The sequence below is a fragment of the Bhargavaea massiliensis genome, from assembly GCF_018390575.1.
Taxonomy (GTDB): Bacteria; Bacillota; Bacilli; order Bacillales_A; family Planococcaceae; genus Bhargavaea; species Bhargavaea massiliensis.
This window is the reverse complement of record NZ_JAHBCJ010000007.1, coordinates 69,807-85,430: the sequence shown is the minus strand read 5'-3', so window position 1 is coordinate 85,430 and position 15,624 is coordinate 69,807. Positions and strand designations below refer to the sequence as shown.

The 15,624-nt window shown below is 52.4% G+C and carries 12 protein-coding genes and 3 riboswitches; all 12 genes read right to left on the bottom strand.

Annotated features, from left to right (window positions below):
- Positions 1 to 26: 26 nt before the first annotated feature.
- A riboswitch (purine riboswitch) is annotated at positions 27 to 126 on the bottom strand.
- A gap of 181 nt (positions 127 to 307) precedes the next feature.
- The 12 genes from KHA84_RS11575 to KHA84_RS11520 all read right to left on the bottom strand — a co-directional run bounded on the left by KHA84_RS11575 (position 308) and on the right by KHA84_RS11520 (position 15,565).
- Positions 308 to 499 carry an NETI motif-containing protein gene (locus KHA84_RS11575; protein ID WP_092095499.1) on the bottom strand — a complete coding sequence of 64 codons (192 nt, stop codon included), beginning with the start codon at positions 497 to 499 and terminating at the stop codon, positions 308 to 310.
- Positions 496 to 1,023: a DUF2179 domain-containing protein gene (locus KHA84_RS11570; protein ID WP_213423676.1), complete on the bottom strand. Its 528-nt coding sequence runs from the start codon at positions 1,021 to 1,023 to the stop codon at positions 496 to 498. The genes KHA84_RS11575 and KHA84_RS11570 overlap by 4 nt, the downstream gene beginning before the upstream one ends.
- 120 nt (positions 1,024 to 1,143) lie before the next feature.
- Positions 1,144 to 2,484 (bottom strand): NCS2 family permease, encoded by a 1,341-nt coding sequence (locus tag KHA84_RS11565; RefSeq protein WP_213423675.1) that lies wholly within the window; start codon positions 2,482 to 2,484, stop codon positions 1,144 to 1,146.
- Between the two features lie 109 nt (positions 2,485 to 2,593).
- A riboswitch (purine riboswitch) is annotated at positions 2,594 to 2,695 on the bottom strand.
- Between the two features lie 340 nt (positions 2,696 to 3,035).
- Positions 3,036 to 4,100, bottom strand: a complete 1,065-nt coding sequence (locus KHA84_RS11560; protein ID WP_213423674.1) for a hypothetical protein — start codon at positions 4,098 to 4,100, stop codon at positions 3,036 to 3,038.
- Positions 4,101 to 4,123: 23 nt separating this feature from the next.
- A complete protein-coding gene (locus KHA84_RS11555; RefSeq protein ID WP_213423673.1) occupies positions 4,124 to 5,008 on the bottom strand; it encodes a hypothetical protein in 885 nt (294 codons plus the stop codon).
- Positions 5,009 to 5,891: 883 nt separating this feature from the next.
- A complete protein-coding gene (gene guaA, locus KHA84_RS11550; protein WP_213423672.1) occupies positions 5,892 to 7,445 on the bottom strand; it encodes a glutamine-hydrolyzing GMP synthase in 1,554 nt (517 codons plus the stop codon).
- Positions 7,446 to 7,549: 104 nt separating this feature from the next.
- Positions 7,550 to 7,651, bottom strand: a riboswitch (purine riboswitch).
- 34 nt (positions 7,652 to 7,685) lie between these two features.
- Positions 7,686 to 9,863 carry a DUF4129 domain-containing transglutaminase family protein gene (locus KHA84_RS11545; RefSeq protein ID WP_213423671.1) on the bottom strand — a complete coding sequence of 726 codons (2,178 nt, stop codon included), beginning with the start codon at positions 9,861 to 9,863 and terminating at the stop codon, positions 7,686 to 7,688.
- The gene (locus tag KHA84_RS11540; protein WP_213423670.1) at positions 9,860 to 11,059 is read right to left on the bottom strand and encodes a DUF58 domain-containing protein; all 1,200 of its coding nucleotides are present in this window, start codon (positions 11,057 to 11,059) and stop codon (positions 9,860 to 9,862) included. Before KHA84_RS11540 ends, KHA84_RS11545 begins: the two co-directional genes overlap by 4 nt.
- Positions 11,056 to 11,955: an AAA family ATPase gene (locus KHA84_RS11535; protein ID WP_213423810.1), complete on the bottom strand. Its 900-nt coding sequence runs from the start codon at positions 11,953 to 11,955 to the stop codon at positions 11,056 to 11,058. The genes KHA84_RS11540 and KHA84_RS11535 overlap by 4 nt, the downstream gene beginning before the upstream one ends.
- 375 nt (positions 11,956 to 12,330) lie before the next feature.
- Entirely contained in the window at positions 12,331 to 13,158 is an 828-nt protein-coding gene (gene nadE / locus KHA84_RS11530) for an ammonia-dependent NAD(+) synthetase (RefSeq protein ID WP_213423669.1), read from the bottom strand.
- 32 nt (positions 13,159 to 13,190) lie between these two features.
- On the bottom strand, positions 13,191 to 14,672 hold the full coding sequence (locus KHA84_RS11525) for a nicotinate phosphoribosyltransferase (RefSeq protein ID WP_213423668.1): 1,482 nt from the start codon (positions 14,670 to 14,672) through the stop codon (positions 13,191 to 13,193).
- A gap of 176 nt (positions 14,673 to 14,848) precedes the next feature.
- Positions 14,849 to 15,565, bottom strand: a complete 717-nt coding sequence (locus tag KHA84_RS11520; RefSeq protein ID WP_213423667.1) for a hypothetical protein — start codon at positions 15,563 to 15,565, stop codon at positions 14,849 to 14,851.
- Positions 15,566 to 15,624 lie beyond the last annotated feature (59 nt).

Here is a 15,624-nt window from a genome sequence, read left to right as displayed (position 1 = left end):
GCGTCGCACACCTTCCATTCCGAGTCCTGAAATCCGCTTTCCCGCATAGTCCCGGCATTCCGGTGCCGGGGTAGAGACTCCGAGGCCGATTCCTCGGGATATATGGGGAATGTTCTTAACGTGTTTTATTTTAACAGTGGTTTTTATTGAAGTCAACGCAATAACCGAACAATAAATTTTAGAACGTCATAGATCGTTCGTATTTATTCGGCATTCTGCATGAAAGCGCTGTCCCCTTACTTCATATGACATCAAAGGGAATTCTCGGATTTCAATCAAAAAATCCCGGCGCTTCACCGGGATAAGCTTAGGATTCTTCTATACGCACACCTTTGAATCGGATGCGCTGGCGGATGGGGACGGGTTTTCCGTTCCGCTCTTCGAAAACCGGTTCTTCTTTGCGGCCGGCGGCCATGTAGCCTTCTTTTTGCATCCGTTCCAGGCACTGCTCGATTGTCTCGCCTTCCTGCACTTCGAACCACACGGTTTTTTTGCTCATTTGAATAATTTTCCTCTCCGTACCTGCCTGACCCAAAAGCCGCCATGGATGTTCCGGGCTTCATATGTAATGATGAATGCTTTCGGATCGAGTTCCTTGATCAGCATGTAGAGCTTGAGTTCATAGCGCTTCGGGGTCAGGATCTGCATCGCGTGCCGCGCTCCGTCACGCCCGTTCGCTTCCCAGTCGGTGATGCCATAGCCGTTCTCGCGGATCACCCGGACCATTTTGCGCTCGATGTCTTCCGTGATGACATTGACCATCACATAGCCGAGGGCCAGCTTTTCTTCGATGATCGAGCCGATTATAACACCTGTTCCATAGCCGACCGCGTAGGCGATCAAGTTCTGGATTTCATTCAGGTTGTCCAGAACGAGCCCGAGCCCGACGACATAAATCACAATTTCCACCATGCTGAGCCCGGCCGCCGCATAACGGTAGCCTTTCAGTGTCAAAATCATCCGTACCGTGAAGAACGTCACGTAGACGACGTTGATCGCAAAGATGATCAGCACCATCGTCATTTCCAATCACCCTTTCCCGCTCTATGCCGTTGCCCCCAATGTTATCGGAACTGCCCTTCCCGGACAAGGGAGTAAATCAAAAAACCGCTCCCCGCCGTTTGACGGAAGGAGCGGTATTGATCATCTGCCCTGAACAAAGACGAAATACGCAACAAAGATCAGGAACAGGCCGTACATGATCGGGTGAATCTCTTTGCGGCGGCCCGCCAGGATCATCGTGATCGGGTAGAAAATGAAGCCGATCGCGATCCCCGTGGCGATCGAGTAACCGAGCGGCATCATGATCACCGTGAGGAATGCCGGAACGGCGATCTCGAACCGGTTCCATTCGATATGGCCGAGCGCCGACACCATCAGCACGCCGACAATGATAAGGGCCGGCGCCGTGACTGCCGATGTAATGACTGACAAGAGCGGATAAAACAGCAGCGAGACGAGGAACATGACGCCGGTGACGACGGCTGCAAACCCGGTCCGGGCACCAGCCGCCACCCCTGCGGTCGACTCGACGTAGGAAGTTGTCGTCGAGGTGCCGAAGATGGCGCCGGTCACCGTTGCGAGGGAGTCGGCAAGAAGCGCCTTGCCGGCACGCGGCAACTTGTCGCCTTTCATGAGCCCGGCCTTCTGGGCGACAGCAATGAGGGTCCCCGCCGTATCGAAGAAGTCGACGAACAGGAACGTCAGGACGACAACGAGGAATTGAATCGTTACGAGTGAAGCCGGATCGTTCATGAGCGGCTGGAATGCAGCACCGAAAGTCGGGCTCACATCCGGAATGGCTCCGACAACCCCGTCAGGAAGCGGGACGACTTTGAAAATCATGCCGACAACCGCGGTGATCAGCATTCCGAAGAAAATGGCGCCCTTTACATTCAGCACCATGAGGCCGACTGTCAGGATCAGGCCGAAGATGGCAAGGAGAGTCGCCGGCTGCGACAGATCGCCGAGACCGGTGAGTGTCGCGTCATTGTTCGCGATGATGCCGGCATTCTGGAAGCCGAGGAAAGCAATGAACAGCCCGATCCCTGCTCCGACCGCGAACTTCAGCTGAGACGGGATGGCATTGATGATTTTTTCACGCAGACCCGACAGTGACAGGAGGATAAAAATGATTCCCGAGAACAGGACGCCGGTGAGCGCCGTCTGCCATGGAATGCCGTACGTGAGGATGACGGTGTAGGCGAAGAACGCATTCAGCCCCATCCCGGGCGCGAGACCGATCGGATATTTCGCGATCAGCCCCATAAACAGGGAACCGACGGCTGCCGCGAGCGCAGTGGCAACGAAGACCGCTCCCGCATCCATCCGCATATCCGCCGGAAGGTCCGGTACGGACTCGAGCGACAGCGTGAGCGGGTTGACGACAAGGATGTACGCCATCGACAGGAACGTCGTCAGGCCGCCGATGATCTCGCGGCGGTAGTTCGTGCCGAGCTCATCGAAGTTGAAATAGTTTTTCATGAGTGCCTCCTATTTTTGTCCGCCGTCCCGGAAAATAGGAAAAGGCATGCCACAATATTGTGTCGCATGCCCTTCCGGAAAGGAGGCGCGCCCAACTGAAGAAAATACAAAGAAGCACGCCCCCGATCGTAGTCGAGCCATTTACGGCGGCTCGGTAGAAACTTCCGGACCCTATCTCCGGGATTATACGACGGGTGAAATTATGTTTGATGATAAAGAGAGTATAGCGGAATAATGATAGATAGGCAAGACAAAAACGAACATTACCCAATATTAACAGGGTAATGTTCGTTTTCTAACAACTTTCAATTTGACCTGGGGCCCTCCGCTTTTCTTCCGTCCAGCTTCGGGCAGAGGCTCGGTGTCAATAGCTGTTCTTCTCTGCGAGACAGGTCTCGCTCTGCAGAAAGTATTGTGCCTGTCGCCTATATCAGGCTTGAAATGTGAGTACCCAAAGAATAATAATGCTTCAATCAACCCTTGTATTATGTTAAATAACGAAAAACAAAAAACTTTATACAAAGCAAGTTTTCAAACAAATCTAAGCGGTTTTATTCACTAGAGGTACTATCAATTATTTCTTTAAGTTTAACCGCTTCTAATTTCATGCTCTTTATAATTCCCTCAATATAGGCGGGTTTCATATGTTCACTTAGACCCTCGTGTATAACAGAATTGGCGAACCTTAATAGATCCCTTAAGTTTGCATATAAATCCCTATCGATAGTCTTGTTATCCCGTAAGATCATTAATGCCTTAATTGGAGAGTAATTCTTTTGAACATCTTTATCAGTGTTTCTTAATAATTCATTAATTAAATTTTCTAGTATAAACCGCTGTTTAAAAACCTCTAGCAAAGCTGGTGCATCTTCAACAAAACTAGTAAATTCTATTTCCTTATCAGGAGAAGAAAAACTATGAGTGTTATTTATTATAGCCGGGACAGTGTTCACATTTATTTGACTACTATTAGTCGTTAAAGTTGAACTCTCTTTTGCATTCTTATAATTTCTTACTATTGGCTGTACTATTTTTATAATTATCAAAGGAATAATCACAATAAATACTAATACTACAAGCAACAATAAAACGTTACTGACTGTACCCTTACCAGGTTCTACATATCCAATAATCCATGATGGAATTAATGATACAGTCGCTGCTGTTACAACCGAAATAGACAATGACCATACGCTTCTCTTATCACCATTATTAGGTAAGTCAACTTCTTCGTACGTTAAATAATTAATTCTATCTTCAATTTCAGATAATAAACTAGGTCTTATCTCCATACTTATATGTTCGTTTTCATAAACTTTAGCATACACCATTTTAAGAATTTGTTCTGTATTATGCCTTAAGTTGAAATCCTTCGAATACATCATTCCCTCAAGCATATAAGTTAAATTAACATTCGATATGTTAAGATCTCGGTTTACTGAATTACGAATGATAAGATTCACTAGCTCTTCTGTTAAGCGAATTGTTTCTTTTGTACTGTGCTTTTTTTGTCTTACCTCTTGGAATGAAAAAAAACCTATTGTTAATAACACCGAAAGAATCGCAATGGTTGCACTAAATTCAGATGTAGATATAACACGAAAAAATTGCTCCAAAACCTCCCACCCCCATGATGAAGTTATAAGCATGACTTCCTTTTCTCAATCTCAATAAAGAATCTTTCATCTCGATTTGTAATTTCATCACTTAAACCTAGATAGCGTGCGAGAGACAAAACAATTAATACAACACCAATAAAGACTTGAAAAACATGCAAAATACCCCAAATCGGTAAAGTATATGTAGTATAAGAAAAATTAAAAATATTAATTGAAAAACTATAGATGAAAAATTCCCAATACAAAGAATCACATTCTACTGGTAGTTGGCTACTCGGGGCAATAGATGCAACAAAGTAATACAATAATGCAAAAGTTAAAATCATTTCAAAAAGCGTATAACAAGCAAGAGATATTCTTGCTGGCTTTCTTATAGCAGAGGATTTCCAATTGTTTATATAAATAGTGTGTATCCCGTTATTTGTATATTTATTAAATATTATTGAATCTACTCTAACAACATCCTTATAGTATGCGTAAACAATTTCAATTGAACGAGAAAACAACCTAATTAACAAGAAATAAAAAACAATATCTACAATAAATCCGTGGAAACCCCATATCCCCACTATTAAAAACGTAACAGCAATAATAATACAAACATTTAGCCAATTTGAATATTCCACAAAAAATTTTCTTTCAATCTTAATTCTATCCCATTCCATTACGCCTCTTTTATTCTTATCCCTAAATTCCCCCCAAACACAAGAAATACCAACTTCATTTTTAAGTTTGACTTTGTATAATATGGCATATAAATAGTCTGGCGAGAAGATAAAATATATCATTACTTTTGTTAATCCTAATTCCTTAACCAAGTTCGAAAAATTAATTTCTATGATCAAGCAAAGTAAAATCCATCTTTCTTTAAACGAAAGAATTTTATTGTTTTTATCTCTTTTCACAATTCTATAAGCTATAAAATGTATTAATAGAGAAATTAGATGATTTAATTACAAAGGCAGTCAAAATTAATTTCCATAAACTAAAATTATAATTCCATGATTGAGGAAGGGAAATTAAATTAAAATGCAAAGGCATAAACAAGTTTAATATGGATTCAAAAAATAGAAATAAAAACAAAAACACCATGATACTTTTCAATTTAATTATTCCCGTTTTTGTATCTAAATCCACATAGATATTCACGTTTTCAATTGACACATCTTTACTTTCTTTATACAGCTTATTATAACCATTTGATATTACGGACACGAATATCACACCACCTTAACTTTCGAATAACACATTAAAATATCTGATTTTCAGTTATTAACATATAATAACTAATAAATTGCTTATGCCTCTATGGTGATGTTCTCTATCTAAGACTAAGACATTTAGGAAATAGCCATTAAATTATGGATATCCTTGAGTGAATTGGTATAGTCATTAAATAAGTCTAGTATACCAAATCCCCTCTTATTACCTACATAAGAATATTTGAATTTTCCACTTTTAGTGCAAAAGCGCGTTCAAAGGACTAAAGATCCCAAGTTAAATCCATGCTCTAATCCCCTTAGATACTTAGCTGCATTTGGGTACCACAGTGCCCAGTAACCAAACAAGATTATAAAAGTCAATTCCATTGCATATCGAAGTTCTGCCTATAATCCTGAGTAAAGCGGCGTATCACTTTCCAGTTATAAAAAAGACCCCCTATTTTCACAAATAATGCGAAGAAAGAGAGTCCCTTTATTTTCTAATAAAATAATTCCAAGTAAACAGCTATCTTATACTAACAGAGGTAGACCAGATTGTAATTTTTATCCATTTACAAATCCGTAGTTATTCCCACTCAATCGTCGCAGGCGGCTTGCTCGTGACATCGTAGAGGACGCGGTTGATGTGGTCCACTTCGTTCACGAGGCGCGTGCTGATCTTCTCGAGCACGTCCCAAGGGATGCGCGCCCAGTCGGAGGTCATGCCGTCGATCGAGGTGACGGCGCGGATGCCGATCGCATAGTCGTACGTGCGCTCGTCGCCCATGACGCCGACGCTGCGGATGTCCGGGAGCACGGTGAAGTATTGCCAGATATCACGGTCGAGGCCGGCTTTTGCAATTTCTTCGCGCAGGATGAAGTCGGATTCACGGACGATCTCCAGCTTCTCTTCGGTGATTTCGCCGAGGACGCGGATACCGAGGCCCGGTCCCGGGAACGGCTGGCGCCAGACGATTTCATCTGGAAGTCCGAGTTCCGAACCGAGTGCCCGCACTTCATCCTTGAAGAGCGTGTTCAGCGGCTCGATCAGCTTAAACGTCATGTCTTCCGGCAGGCCGCCGACGTTGTGGTGCGACTTGATCGTCTGGGCGGTCGCTGTGCCCGATTCGATGATGTCCGTGTAGAGCGTGCCCTGCGCCAGGAAGTCCATATCCTTCAGCTTGGCTGCTTCCTCGTCAAACACGTAGATGAATTCATTACCGATGATCTTGCGCTTTTTCTCCGGATCCGATACGCCTGCCAGCTTCGAAAGGAAGCGTTCCTGCGCATCGATCTTGATCACTTTCATATCGAACTTGCCGACGAACGTCTCCATGACGCTGTCCGCTTCGCCTTTGCGCAGCAGGCCGTGGTCCACGAACATGCACGTCAGCTGGTCGCCGATCGCACGGTGGATGAGGGCTGCGACAACGGAGGAATCCACTCCGCCGCTCAGTGCGCAGAGAACCTGCTTGTCGCCGACTTCCTGGCGGATCTTTTCGATCTCCAATTCGATGAAGTTGCCGATCGTCCAGCCGCCTTCCGCCTTGCAGATGCCGAAGACGAAGTGGCGGAGCAGGTCGTTGCCGTTGACGGAGTGGCGGACTTCCGGGTGGTACTGGACCGCGTACATGCCGAGGGAAGGGTTTTCCATCGCAGCGATCGCACAGCTCGGGCTGGTCGCGACCGTCGTGAAGCCTTCCGGAACCGCCGTGACATGGTCACCATGGCTCATCCAGACGACCTGGTCGGACGGCTGGTCTTCGAACAGGCTAGCGCCTTCTTTAATGTTCATTTCCGCTTTGCCGTACTCGCGGCGGGACGACCTCTCCACCTTGCCGCCGAAGTGATGGGCCATGAGCTGCATGCCGTAGCAGATGCCGAGCACCGGAATGCCGAGGTCGAAGATAGCCGGGTCAACGGTGAAGGCCGTTTCGCCATAGACCGAGTTCGGACCGCCGGAGAAGATGATGCCGGCCGCGTTCATTCCTTTGATGTCTTCTGCGGTGACGGTGTGCGGGTGAAGCTCGGAGTAGACACCGAACTCACGGATGCGGCGGGTGATGAGCTGATTGTACTGGCTGCCGAAATCAAGGACGACAATCTTTTCCTGTTCCAGCAAGAGGGATTCTGCAGACACGTGTATTCCACCTTTTTCTGTAAGACCGGGTCAAAATAAAAAAGCGCAGAAAAAGCTTCCGCGCGTTCTCATCTCCATCCAAAAAGCGGATGCCCCGTGCACGCACGTCTAGCATCCGCCTTCATAGACAGGCCATTTACGGCGGCCTGGTAGAGACATCCGGACCATATTTCCGGACTTATATGAGGGCGACCCGGTCTATCCGATTTTTAGTCAGTTTACCCCTTGCCGCCCAGAAAATCAACCGATGGTCCTGTTGATTAAATTTTCCCAACTTTCCCGTACCGCCTGCTCTTGCCGGACGGCGTCCCGCCCGCCATAGACGACCGCTTCGTACGCTTCGGTTAGCCGCCTCATGTCCGTTCCGCCAAAGTGCGCATCCACTTCGCGCGCAAAGGCGGACAGCGTCTTGCCATCCTCCTTCGGAAGTCCGTAGTGCCGGAGCCTTCCGAGCAGCCGGCCATACGCCCGCTCGAATCCTTCACGGTCAAGCTCCTGTTTTCGGAACCGGGCGACCATCACTCTAGGCAGCCATTTGTCCCGCAGCAGGAACGCGGCAAACGCCGCCGCCGCAAGCACGGCAAGCCCGATGTAGATTGCGCGGCTGTTTTCCGCGATCCGGTCCCCGAGGGATTTCCAGAATCCGTCCCCCTTGGATACGGCCGGAGCTTCATCCTCTTCAGGCTCCTCCGGCTTGGCTGACTCTTCCATCTCCTGTGTTTCCTGTTCGGTCATTTCATCCAGATCGAGGTCGTAGTCGATGCCGCCTGCGCCGTCAAAACCGATGGTTGGCTCGAACGGCATCCAGCCGACACCCGGCATGTACGCTTCCACCCAGGAGTGGGCGTTGTTGTTCGTCACTTCAAACTGTCGGCCGGCATCCGTGCGGCCGACTTCCTCGCCTTCATTGAATCCTTTGACCCAGCGGGCCGGCACGCCGGCCGAGCGGAGAAGGACGACCATCGATGTCGAGAAGTGGTCGCAGTATCCGCGCTTCGTCTCGAACAGGAAATGGTCGGTGAAATCCTCTCCGGCTCCCGGAGCAGCCACATTTGCCTGGTCATAGACGAAACCGTTTTGCCTGAAGTACTGCTCGACCGCCCGGGCTTTTTCGTATAACGTCTCTTCCCTGCCCGTGATTTCAAGAGCGAGGTCATGAACGCGCTGCGGAAGCCCGTCCGGCAGCTGCAGATACGGGTCGAACTCCCCTTCCGGAAGCGTGTCCGGCGACGTGTTCCGAAGGGCGGTCAGGCTGTATGCCGGCTCATCATAAGTCACGCTGTACGCGTCCAGCACGGCAGGGGCGTTGTTCACGAATGGAATGACTTTTCCCGTGCCGGCTTCCTGCAGGAACTCGGTGCCTTCAGGTCCTGAGGGTGCAATCGCCCCGTACGGCCGGACGATGAATTCAAAGTCCAGCTGCATCGAAAGCGTCGCCGTATCCTCCCCGCGGGTCGTACCGGCAAGCAGCGGCTCGTCGATCGGCCGCCTTTCCCCGACTGGATGCAGTTCCTGCTCTTCCGAGGAATGAATCCAGCCGCGCGACGTGTACGTGTCTTTCGTCTCGACTTTCCAGTATTGGCCCCGCTCCGCCGTTGCCTCGAAGACGACCGTATCGTCTCCGACAAACGGCCCGCCGAGCATCGAGTCGTCCTCGCCGTACCCGATCTTTCCGGCATCGCGGCCGAGGCCGTCTCCAGCCCCTTCGGCAAACGACTTGATAAACGGAACCGGGTCCGGCCAGGCAGGGTCGGACTTTGGCAGGAACTGGCTCACTGCGCCCGCCGCCGTGACCAGCACAAGCAGCGGGATCGTCATCAGCAGGAACGCCGGCAGGCCCGGACGCTTTTTCTGGCCATCCGCCAGCTTCGCGAGGAACGTGAGCCCGAGCAGCAGGAAGCCGATCACCAGGATGCGGAGAATCGCCGCATCCGCGCTGTACGGGCTGAATGTGTCCAGTACCGTGATAAAGACGACGGTCATCCCGTAGAAAATGAGGACCGACATTTTCAGGTTGATCCAATACTGGATCAGGTAGGACGCCATCCATAAGAGCGCAAGAAACAGCACCGTCCGGAACGGGTCGGTGATTCTTCCGAGCTCGCCCGTGACGAGAAGCCCGGCATTCTTGAATAAGTCTCCCAGGAAAAAGGACACCGTCGCAGCAGGGGTCGCCGGTCCGTCCATATGGGCATGCGCCACAAACCAGACGGCATAGATCAGCTTCACCGGCCCCGAGACCCACCAGGGCACCCCGAAAAGCGGGAAGGCAAAACAGAGGCCGACGAAGACAACAAAGAGTGCCAGGTGGCCCGCCCCGGTCAGTTCGATGATCGGGAGGAGCCACTCCCTGACGAGGAGGACCACCAGAACATAAATGAGGCCAAGAAATATCCGGTCGACCGCTTTCTGGTTCATCTGCGCACCCCTCCTCTTTCCGGATCCCCGAATTCCCGCTCCGTGACAAACCGCACGTCAAATCCGGCGGCAATGGCTGCACGCGCGGCTTCAAGGGCACCACGTCCCGGGTACTCTCCTTTTCCGATGACGGAAAAGAGGATGCCGCCCGATGCCTGCCGGGCTTCACGGAGAAACGCGGACACCCACGCCTCCGTGAGCGGACCCGTTATGACGGTCATCGTGCGGGCCGCGGCAAGCGATCGGCTGCCAGCCGGCGGCAGGTACCCGCCGGCTGGCGTTGGGCTGAACCGCGCCAGGTGAAGCATCGCCGCCCGCAGGCTGTCCGGCCCTTCCACCCGCGGGATCGCGATACCCGACTCCCCGAGGCTCAGGAAGCCGGCGGCCGAGCGCGTTTCAACCGACTTTTTCAGTATGGACGCCGCAAATCCGACCTGTTCTTCAAACTGCGGGGACGGCGATCCGTCCAGGACGAGCAGAAGGTCCTGAGCCCGCCTGTCCTCAAGCTCTTTCGAGTGGAGCTCGCCTGTCCTGGCGAACGCCGGCCAGTGGATCCTGGACAGCCGGTCTCCCGGCTGATAGTCGCGGATCCCGGTCGCGACTGACGATTCCTTCACCGAAGCGAATGAGGCCGCCGCGCTGCCCCGCTCTTCGGATGCGGCGGAGGGGACCTCCTGCATGTCGGTCACCTTCGGCAGGACGGTGATGGTCTGGCGGAGCGGGATGAACCGGCGTTTCCTCATCCATCCGAAAAAGTCCGCCGCTTCAATTTCGATCCCTTCCAGCACATGCTCCCCGCGCCTTAGCGGTTCTGTTTCATAGGACCATTCCTTCTGTCTGCGGAATCCCCAAACAAACAGTGTCGAAGGCATCGGGATCTGTGTCGCGCTTCCGGTAACCTCTTTCACGGAGATGTAGAGAAGCGGGAACATAAACCGCCGGCCGAGCCGGACGGTCGACCTGAGGGGGCTGCCGTACGGAATCTCCCTGCGGCCCACTTCCCGCTCCGCGGTGACCGCCCGAAGCGGATAAATGTACAGAAGGATTCCGTAAAGTCCGAATGGCAACACCATATAAAACACCGTCCAGCTGACGGCGCCTCCCTGGAACCGGGCGTAGGCAAACGCCCCGGCAAGGACGGCAATGATCCCGATGAGGCGGAACAGCGGACCCGCCTTGCGGAGAAACGGCTTCATCGCGTGCCGGCTCTCCGGACCGGTACTTTCGTTCTTGTGATGATGCGCTCCACCAATTCTTCTGCGTCGATCCCCTCGTAGCGGACTTCCGGCTGCAGGATCATCCTGTGGCTGAATACATAGGGCGCAAGATGCTGGACATCATCCGGCAATACATACTCGCGCCCTTTCAGGAATGCGAGCGCACGCGCCGCGCGCATGAGCGCGATCGAGCCGCGCGGGCTCACGCCGAGCCGGATATCCGGGCTTTTCCGGGTGCTTTCGGCAAGATCAACGATATAACCCTTTACGGTGTCATCGACCGGCACCTCGGCTGCCCGGATGCGGATATCCCGCAGCTCATCAAGCGTGATGACCGCCTCAATCCGATCGATCGGCGGCTGCTTTTCTGCGCGGCGAAGCACTTCCACTTCATCTTCGCGGACGGGATAGCCCATCTTCACTTTCAGAAGGAACCGGTCCAGCTGCGCCTCCGGCAACGGATAAGTGCCTTCATGCTCTATCGGGTTCTGTGTCGCCATGACGAAAAACGGATCCGGAAGCGACAGTGTACGGCCATCGACCGTGACGGAAGCTTCTTCCATCCCTTCCAGAAGAGCAGACTGTGTTTTCGGCGATGTCCGGTTGATTTCATCCGCAAGCACGATATTTCCCATGATCGGGCCCGGACGGAACTGGAACTCCATCTCCTTCGGATTATAGATCGAGACGCCGATCACATCAGACGGCAACAAGTCCGGGGTAAACTGGATCCGCTTGAAATCGGCCCCGACGGACCGTGCCAGCGCCCGCACCATCATCGTCTTCCCGACGCCCGGAACGTCTTCAAGCAGCACATGCCCTCCCGCGAGCAGGGCGACCACACTCAGCTCCGCCACCTCACGTTTCCCGATCATCACTTGTTCGATATTTTCAATGACTTTAAGCAGTTTTCGGTGTTCCTCCACTATCGGGTTCCCCCTGTCTTTATCCGGTTTTCCGGCCGGTCTGCTGGAAATTTATTAGTCTGTTTTCAGTTTAGTGGAAGGCAGGTCATGGGTCAATCTGAGGAGGTTCCAAAGGAGGATGCCATGGATGGGGCATTGGATGGGCGAGTGACGCAAGCGGGCGGGTGAATGACGAGACCGGGAGCACGAATGACGAAACTGCGCGGACGAATGACGAGACCGGGAGCCCGAATGACGAAACCCGGAGCCCTTTGGCCAGGTTCCCGCTTCTTGGCAATTAACTAAACCCGCCGGCGGCCAGCCAGGCGGGTTTGTCCTCAATCATCAGTTTCTCCAGAAGTCGTCATAGACGGTAATCGGAAGGTGGCGCTTGTGGCGCGACTTCATGTAGTAATCTTCCAGTTTCTCCTGCGCTTCCGGAGAAATCTTTTTGCCTTCCAGGTAATCGTCGATGTCATCATACGTCAGGCCGAGGGCGACTTCGTCCGGGATGGCCGGGCGGTCCTCCTCGAGATCGGCGGTCGGAACCTTGTTGTAAAGATGCTCCGGACATCCGAGTTCCTTCAGCAACGCCCGACCCTGCCGCTTGTTCAGACGGAAGATCGGCATGATGTCGGCCGCTCCGTCGCCGAATTTCGTGTAGAAGCCGGTGATCGCTTCCGCCCCGTGGTCGGTTCCGATGACGACCGCCTTTTTCATTGCGGCAACTGCGAACTGTGCCTTCATCCGTTCGCGTGCCTTTTCATTCCCCTTCACATAGTCGGAAAGGGGCACTCCGGCTTCTGCCAATGCTGCCGCGCTTGCATCGACCGCAGGCTTGATGTTAACCCGATACGATTCGGACGGTGAGATGAACGCCATGGCGTCATCGACATCCTTTTCGTCGAATTGCTCGCCGTACGGCAGGCGGATCGCATGGAACTTATACCGGTCGGTGTTCTCCTCTTCGTTCAGCTCATCCACCGCCATCTGGGCAAGCTTGCCGGCGAGCGTTGAGTCCTGGCCGCCGGAGATGCCGAGCACGAACCCTTCGAGGAACGGATGGGCGCGCGCATAGTCTTTCATGAAATCAACCGACACGCGGATTTCTTCCCGCGGGTCGATCTCGGGCTTTACTTTCAGTTCTCTGATAATCTCTTCCTGCAGTGTCATGGTGTTTCTTCCTCCTTTAACTCAGGCAGGGGTCAGCCTTCCGCTCCGTTCGCCTGGAACTCGCGGATGCGGTCCTGGACCTCGTGGATGTTCCGCATCTTGTTGTCCCAGCACTTCTGGCTGAGGTCAACCGGGTATTCCTCCGGGTTGAGCGAGCGCTTGTACTCGTCCCAAAGCAGGCCAAGCTGTCCGCGGGCAAACTCCGCGATTTCCGGAAGTTCCGGCAGATCGTAGATGATCTTCCCTTCGCGGACAACTTGCTGATGAAGGTTAATCGCCTCGAAGTTAGTCACGAACTTTGAGATGAACGTATGGACCGGGTGGAACATTTTTATGCGCTCTTCCTCTTCCGGCTTTTCGTCCCACATCGTGATGTAGTCGCCTTCCGCCCGGCCGTTTTCCCGGTCGATGATCCGGTACACTTTCTTGACGCCGGGTGTCGTCACTTTTTCGGCGGTCGAGGAAATCTTGATCCGGTCCTCCATCACGCCTTTGTCGTTTTCGATTGCGACGAGCTTGTACACCGCACCGAGCGCCGGCTGGTCATAGGCGGTGATCAGCTTCGTGCCGATTCCCCACTGATCCACCTTCGCCCCCTGCATCTGCAGGTTCATGATCGTGTACTCATCGAGGTCATTCGAGACGATGATCTTTGCATCCGGGAAGCCGGCCTCATCCAGCATGCGGCGGGATTCCTTCGACAGATAGGCGATGTCCCCGCTGTCGAGGCGGATGCCGATAAAATTGATTTTATCCCCGAGTTCCTTCGCCACCCGGATGGCTGTCGGCACGCCGATCTTGATCGTGTCGTACGTATCGACAAGGAACACGCAATCTTTGTGCCTGCGCGCATACGCATGGAACGCCTCATACTCGCTCTCATAGGCCTGCACCATCGAGTGGGCATGCGTTCCGGCGACAGGAATGCCGAACAGCTTGCCCGCCCGGACATTGCTCGTCGCCTCGACACCGCCGATCACGGCAGCACGGGCACCCCAGATCGCCGCATCCATCTCTTGTGCGCGGCGCGAGCCGAACTCCATGACGACATCGTCTTTCACGACTTGCTTGATGCGGCTTGCCTTTGTCGCGATGAGCGTCTGGTAGTTCACGATATTCAGAACAGCTGTCTCGACCAGCTGCGCCTGGATCAGCGGCGCCTCGATCCGGATGATCGGCTCATTGCTGAAAACCAGCTCCCCCTCGACCATGGAATACACATCCCCGGTAAAGCGCAGATCTGCCAGATACGACAGGAAATCATCGCGGTAGCCCACATTATCCCGGAGATAAGCCAGATCGCTCTCCGTGAAGCGGAACCCCTTTAAATATTCCAATACCCGTTCCAGCCCGGCAAACACCGCATAACCGTTTCCGAACGGCAACTTGCGGAAATACAGATCGAAAACCGCGCGCCGCTCATGGACGCCGTCCGCCCAGTACGTCTCGGCCATGTTGATCTGATACAAGTCGGTATGGAGCATCAGACTGTCGTCTGCGTATTTTGTCGACATCAGAATCCCTTCTTCCAAGTTCAGAATTTACACTAACTATATAGTAACATGACTATACCCCGCCATCACCCGACACAATCAGCGGCGGATCCAGTCCGTCGCCGAGTGGTATCGGCCGAAAATAAAACAAAGGAGCCCCCCTTTTCGGGAAGGCTCCTCCTTTTCCGGTTGCTGCATCACAGGGCTCCGTTTGCCGGGGCTTCACACGGCGGCAGGAAGAAGATGATCAGGTACGTGACCACCTTTTTGTTGTCGACTGCCAATTGCGCAATCGGGCAAGTCTTGCATCGGATCGCAATGGAACGGACTTTGCACAGATCCATTTCCGGACATCTTGCCAGGTCTGTTACATTCCTGCAAAGAATGTTGTCGACACAAGTCGTGCCGGCAGCCGAGAACGGCAGATAATTTGTACTGCCGCAGGCATCGTATTTTCCGATCAGTGTTGTGTTGAGGCAAAGCTTGAGGTACCAGTTGATGAACCCGCAGGCTTTCAGGTCGAATGTCTCTGTCGGAACCGGGCCTGGTCCTGGGCCACAGCCGCACGGATTGTAGACTTGGCCGTTTGTCTGGCCGGCAGCCGGTGCTGATGCAGCTGCAAGGCAGCACTCCAGAACAGCATCGGTTTTGGGCCAGATGACAGGCGGCGCGTAGCTGTAAGGTCCATCCATGATGGATGCCTCAGGCAGAGTGAAGGTGGCCAGATCGAAGACCAGGCGGTCAATGATCCCGTTGATATCCGTTTGTGCAAATTCTGCGCGGAGTGCCTGAAGTTCCCGCACTTCTTCCATATTGCCTGCTGCTTTTGCAACGGCCATCTGCTCATCGATGTTGTACATGATCCTTGGCATCTCGTCCTTGATCATGGCCATCAGTTGTTGTTCTTTTCCCATGTTTCTCACCTCCTCTGCTTTTTCTCGCAAGGCCTTTTCACCTTGCTCTATCACTGTAT

Excerpts from the sequence above, each read along its gene's own strand:
- KHA84_RS11540 (WP_213423670.1), bottom strand. The coding sequence starts at position 11,059 with ATGAAGCCGTTTCTCCGCAAGGCGGGTCCGCTGTTCCGCCTCATCGGG.
- KHA84_RS11525 (WP_213423668.1), bottom strand. The coding sequence starts at position 14,672 with ATGTCGACAAAATACGCAGACGACAGTCTGATGCTCCATACCGACTTG.
- KHA84_RS11535 (WP_213423810.1), bottom strand. The coding sequence starts at position 11,955 with ATGATCGGGAAACGTGAGGTGGCGGAGCTGAGTGTGGTCGCCCTGCTC.
- KHA84_RS11565 (WP_213423675.1), bottom strand. The coding sequence starts at position 2,484 with ATGAAAAACTATTTCAACTTCGATGAGCTCGGCACGAACTACCGCCGC.
- KHA84_RS11575 (WP_092095499.1), bottom strand. The coding sequence starts at position 499 with ATGAGCAAAAAAACCGTGTGGTTCGAAGTGCAGGAAGGCGAGACAATC.
- KHA84_RS11545 (WP_213423671.1), bottom strand. The coding sequence starts at position 9,863 with ATGAACCAGAAAGCGGTCGACCGGATATTTCTTGGCCTCATTTATGTT.
- KHA84_RS11570 (WP_213423676.1), bottom strand. The coding sequence starts at position 1,023 with ATGACGATGGTGCTGATCATCTTTGCGATCAACGTCGTCTACGTGACG.
- nadE (WP_213423669.1), bottom strand. The coding sequence starts at position 13,158 with ATGACACTGCAGGAAGAGATTATCAGAGAACTGAAAGTAAAGCCCGAG.
- KHA84_RS11520 (WP_213423667.1), bottom strand. The coding sequence starts at position 15,565 with ATGGGAAAAGAACAACAACTGATGGCCATGATCAAGGACGAGATGCCA.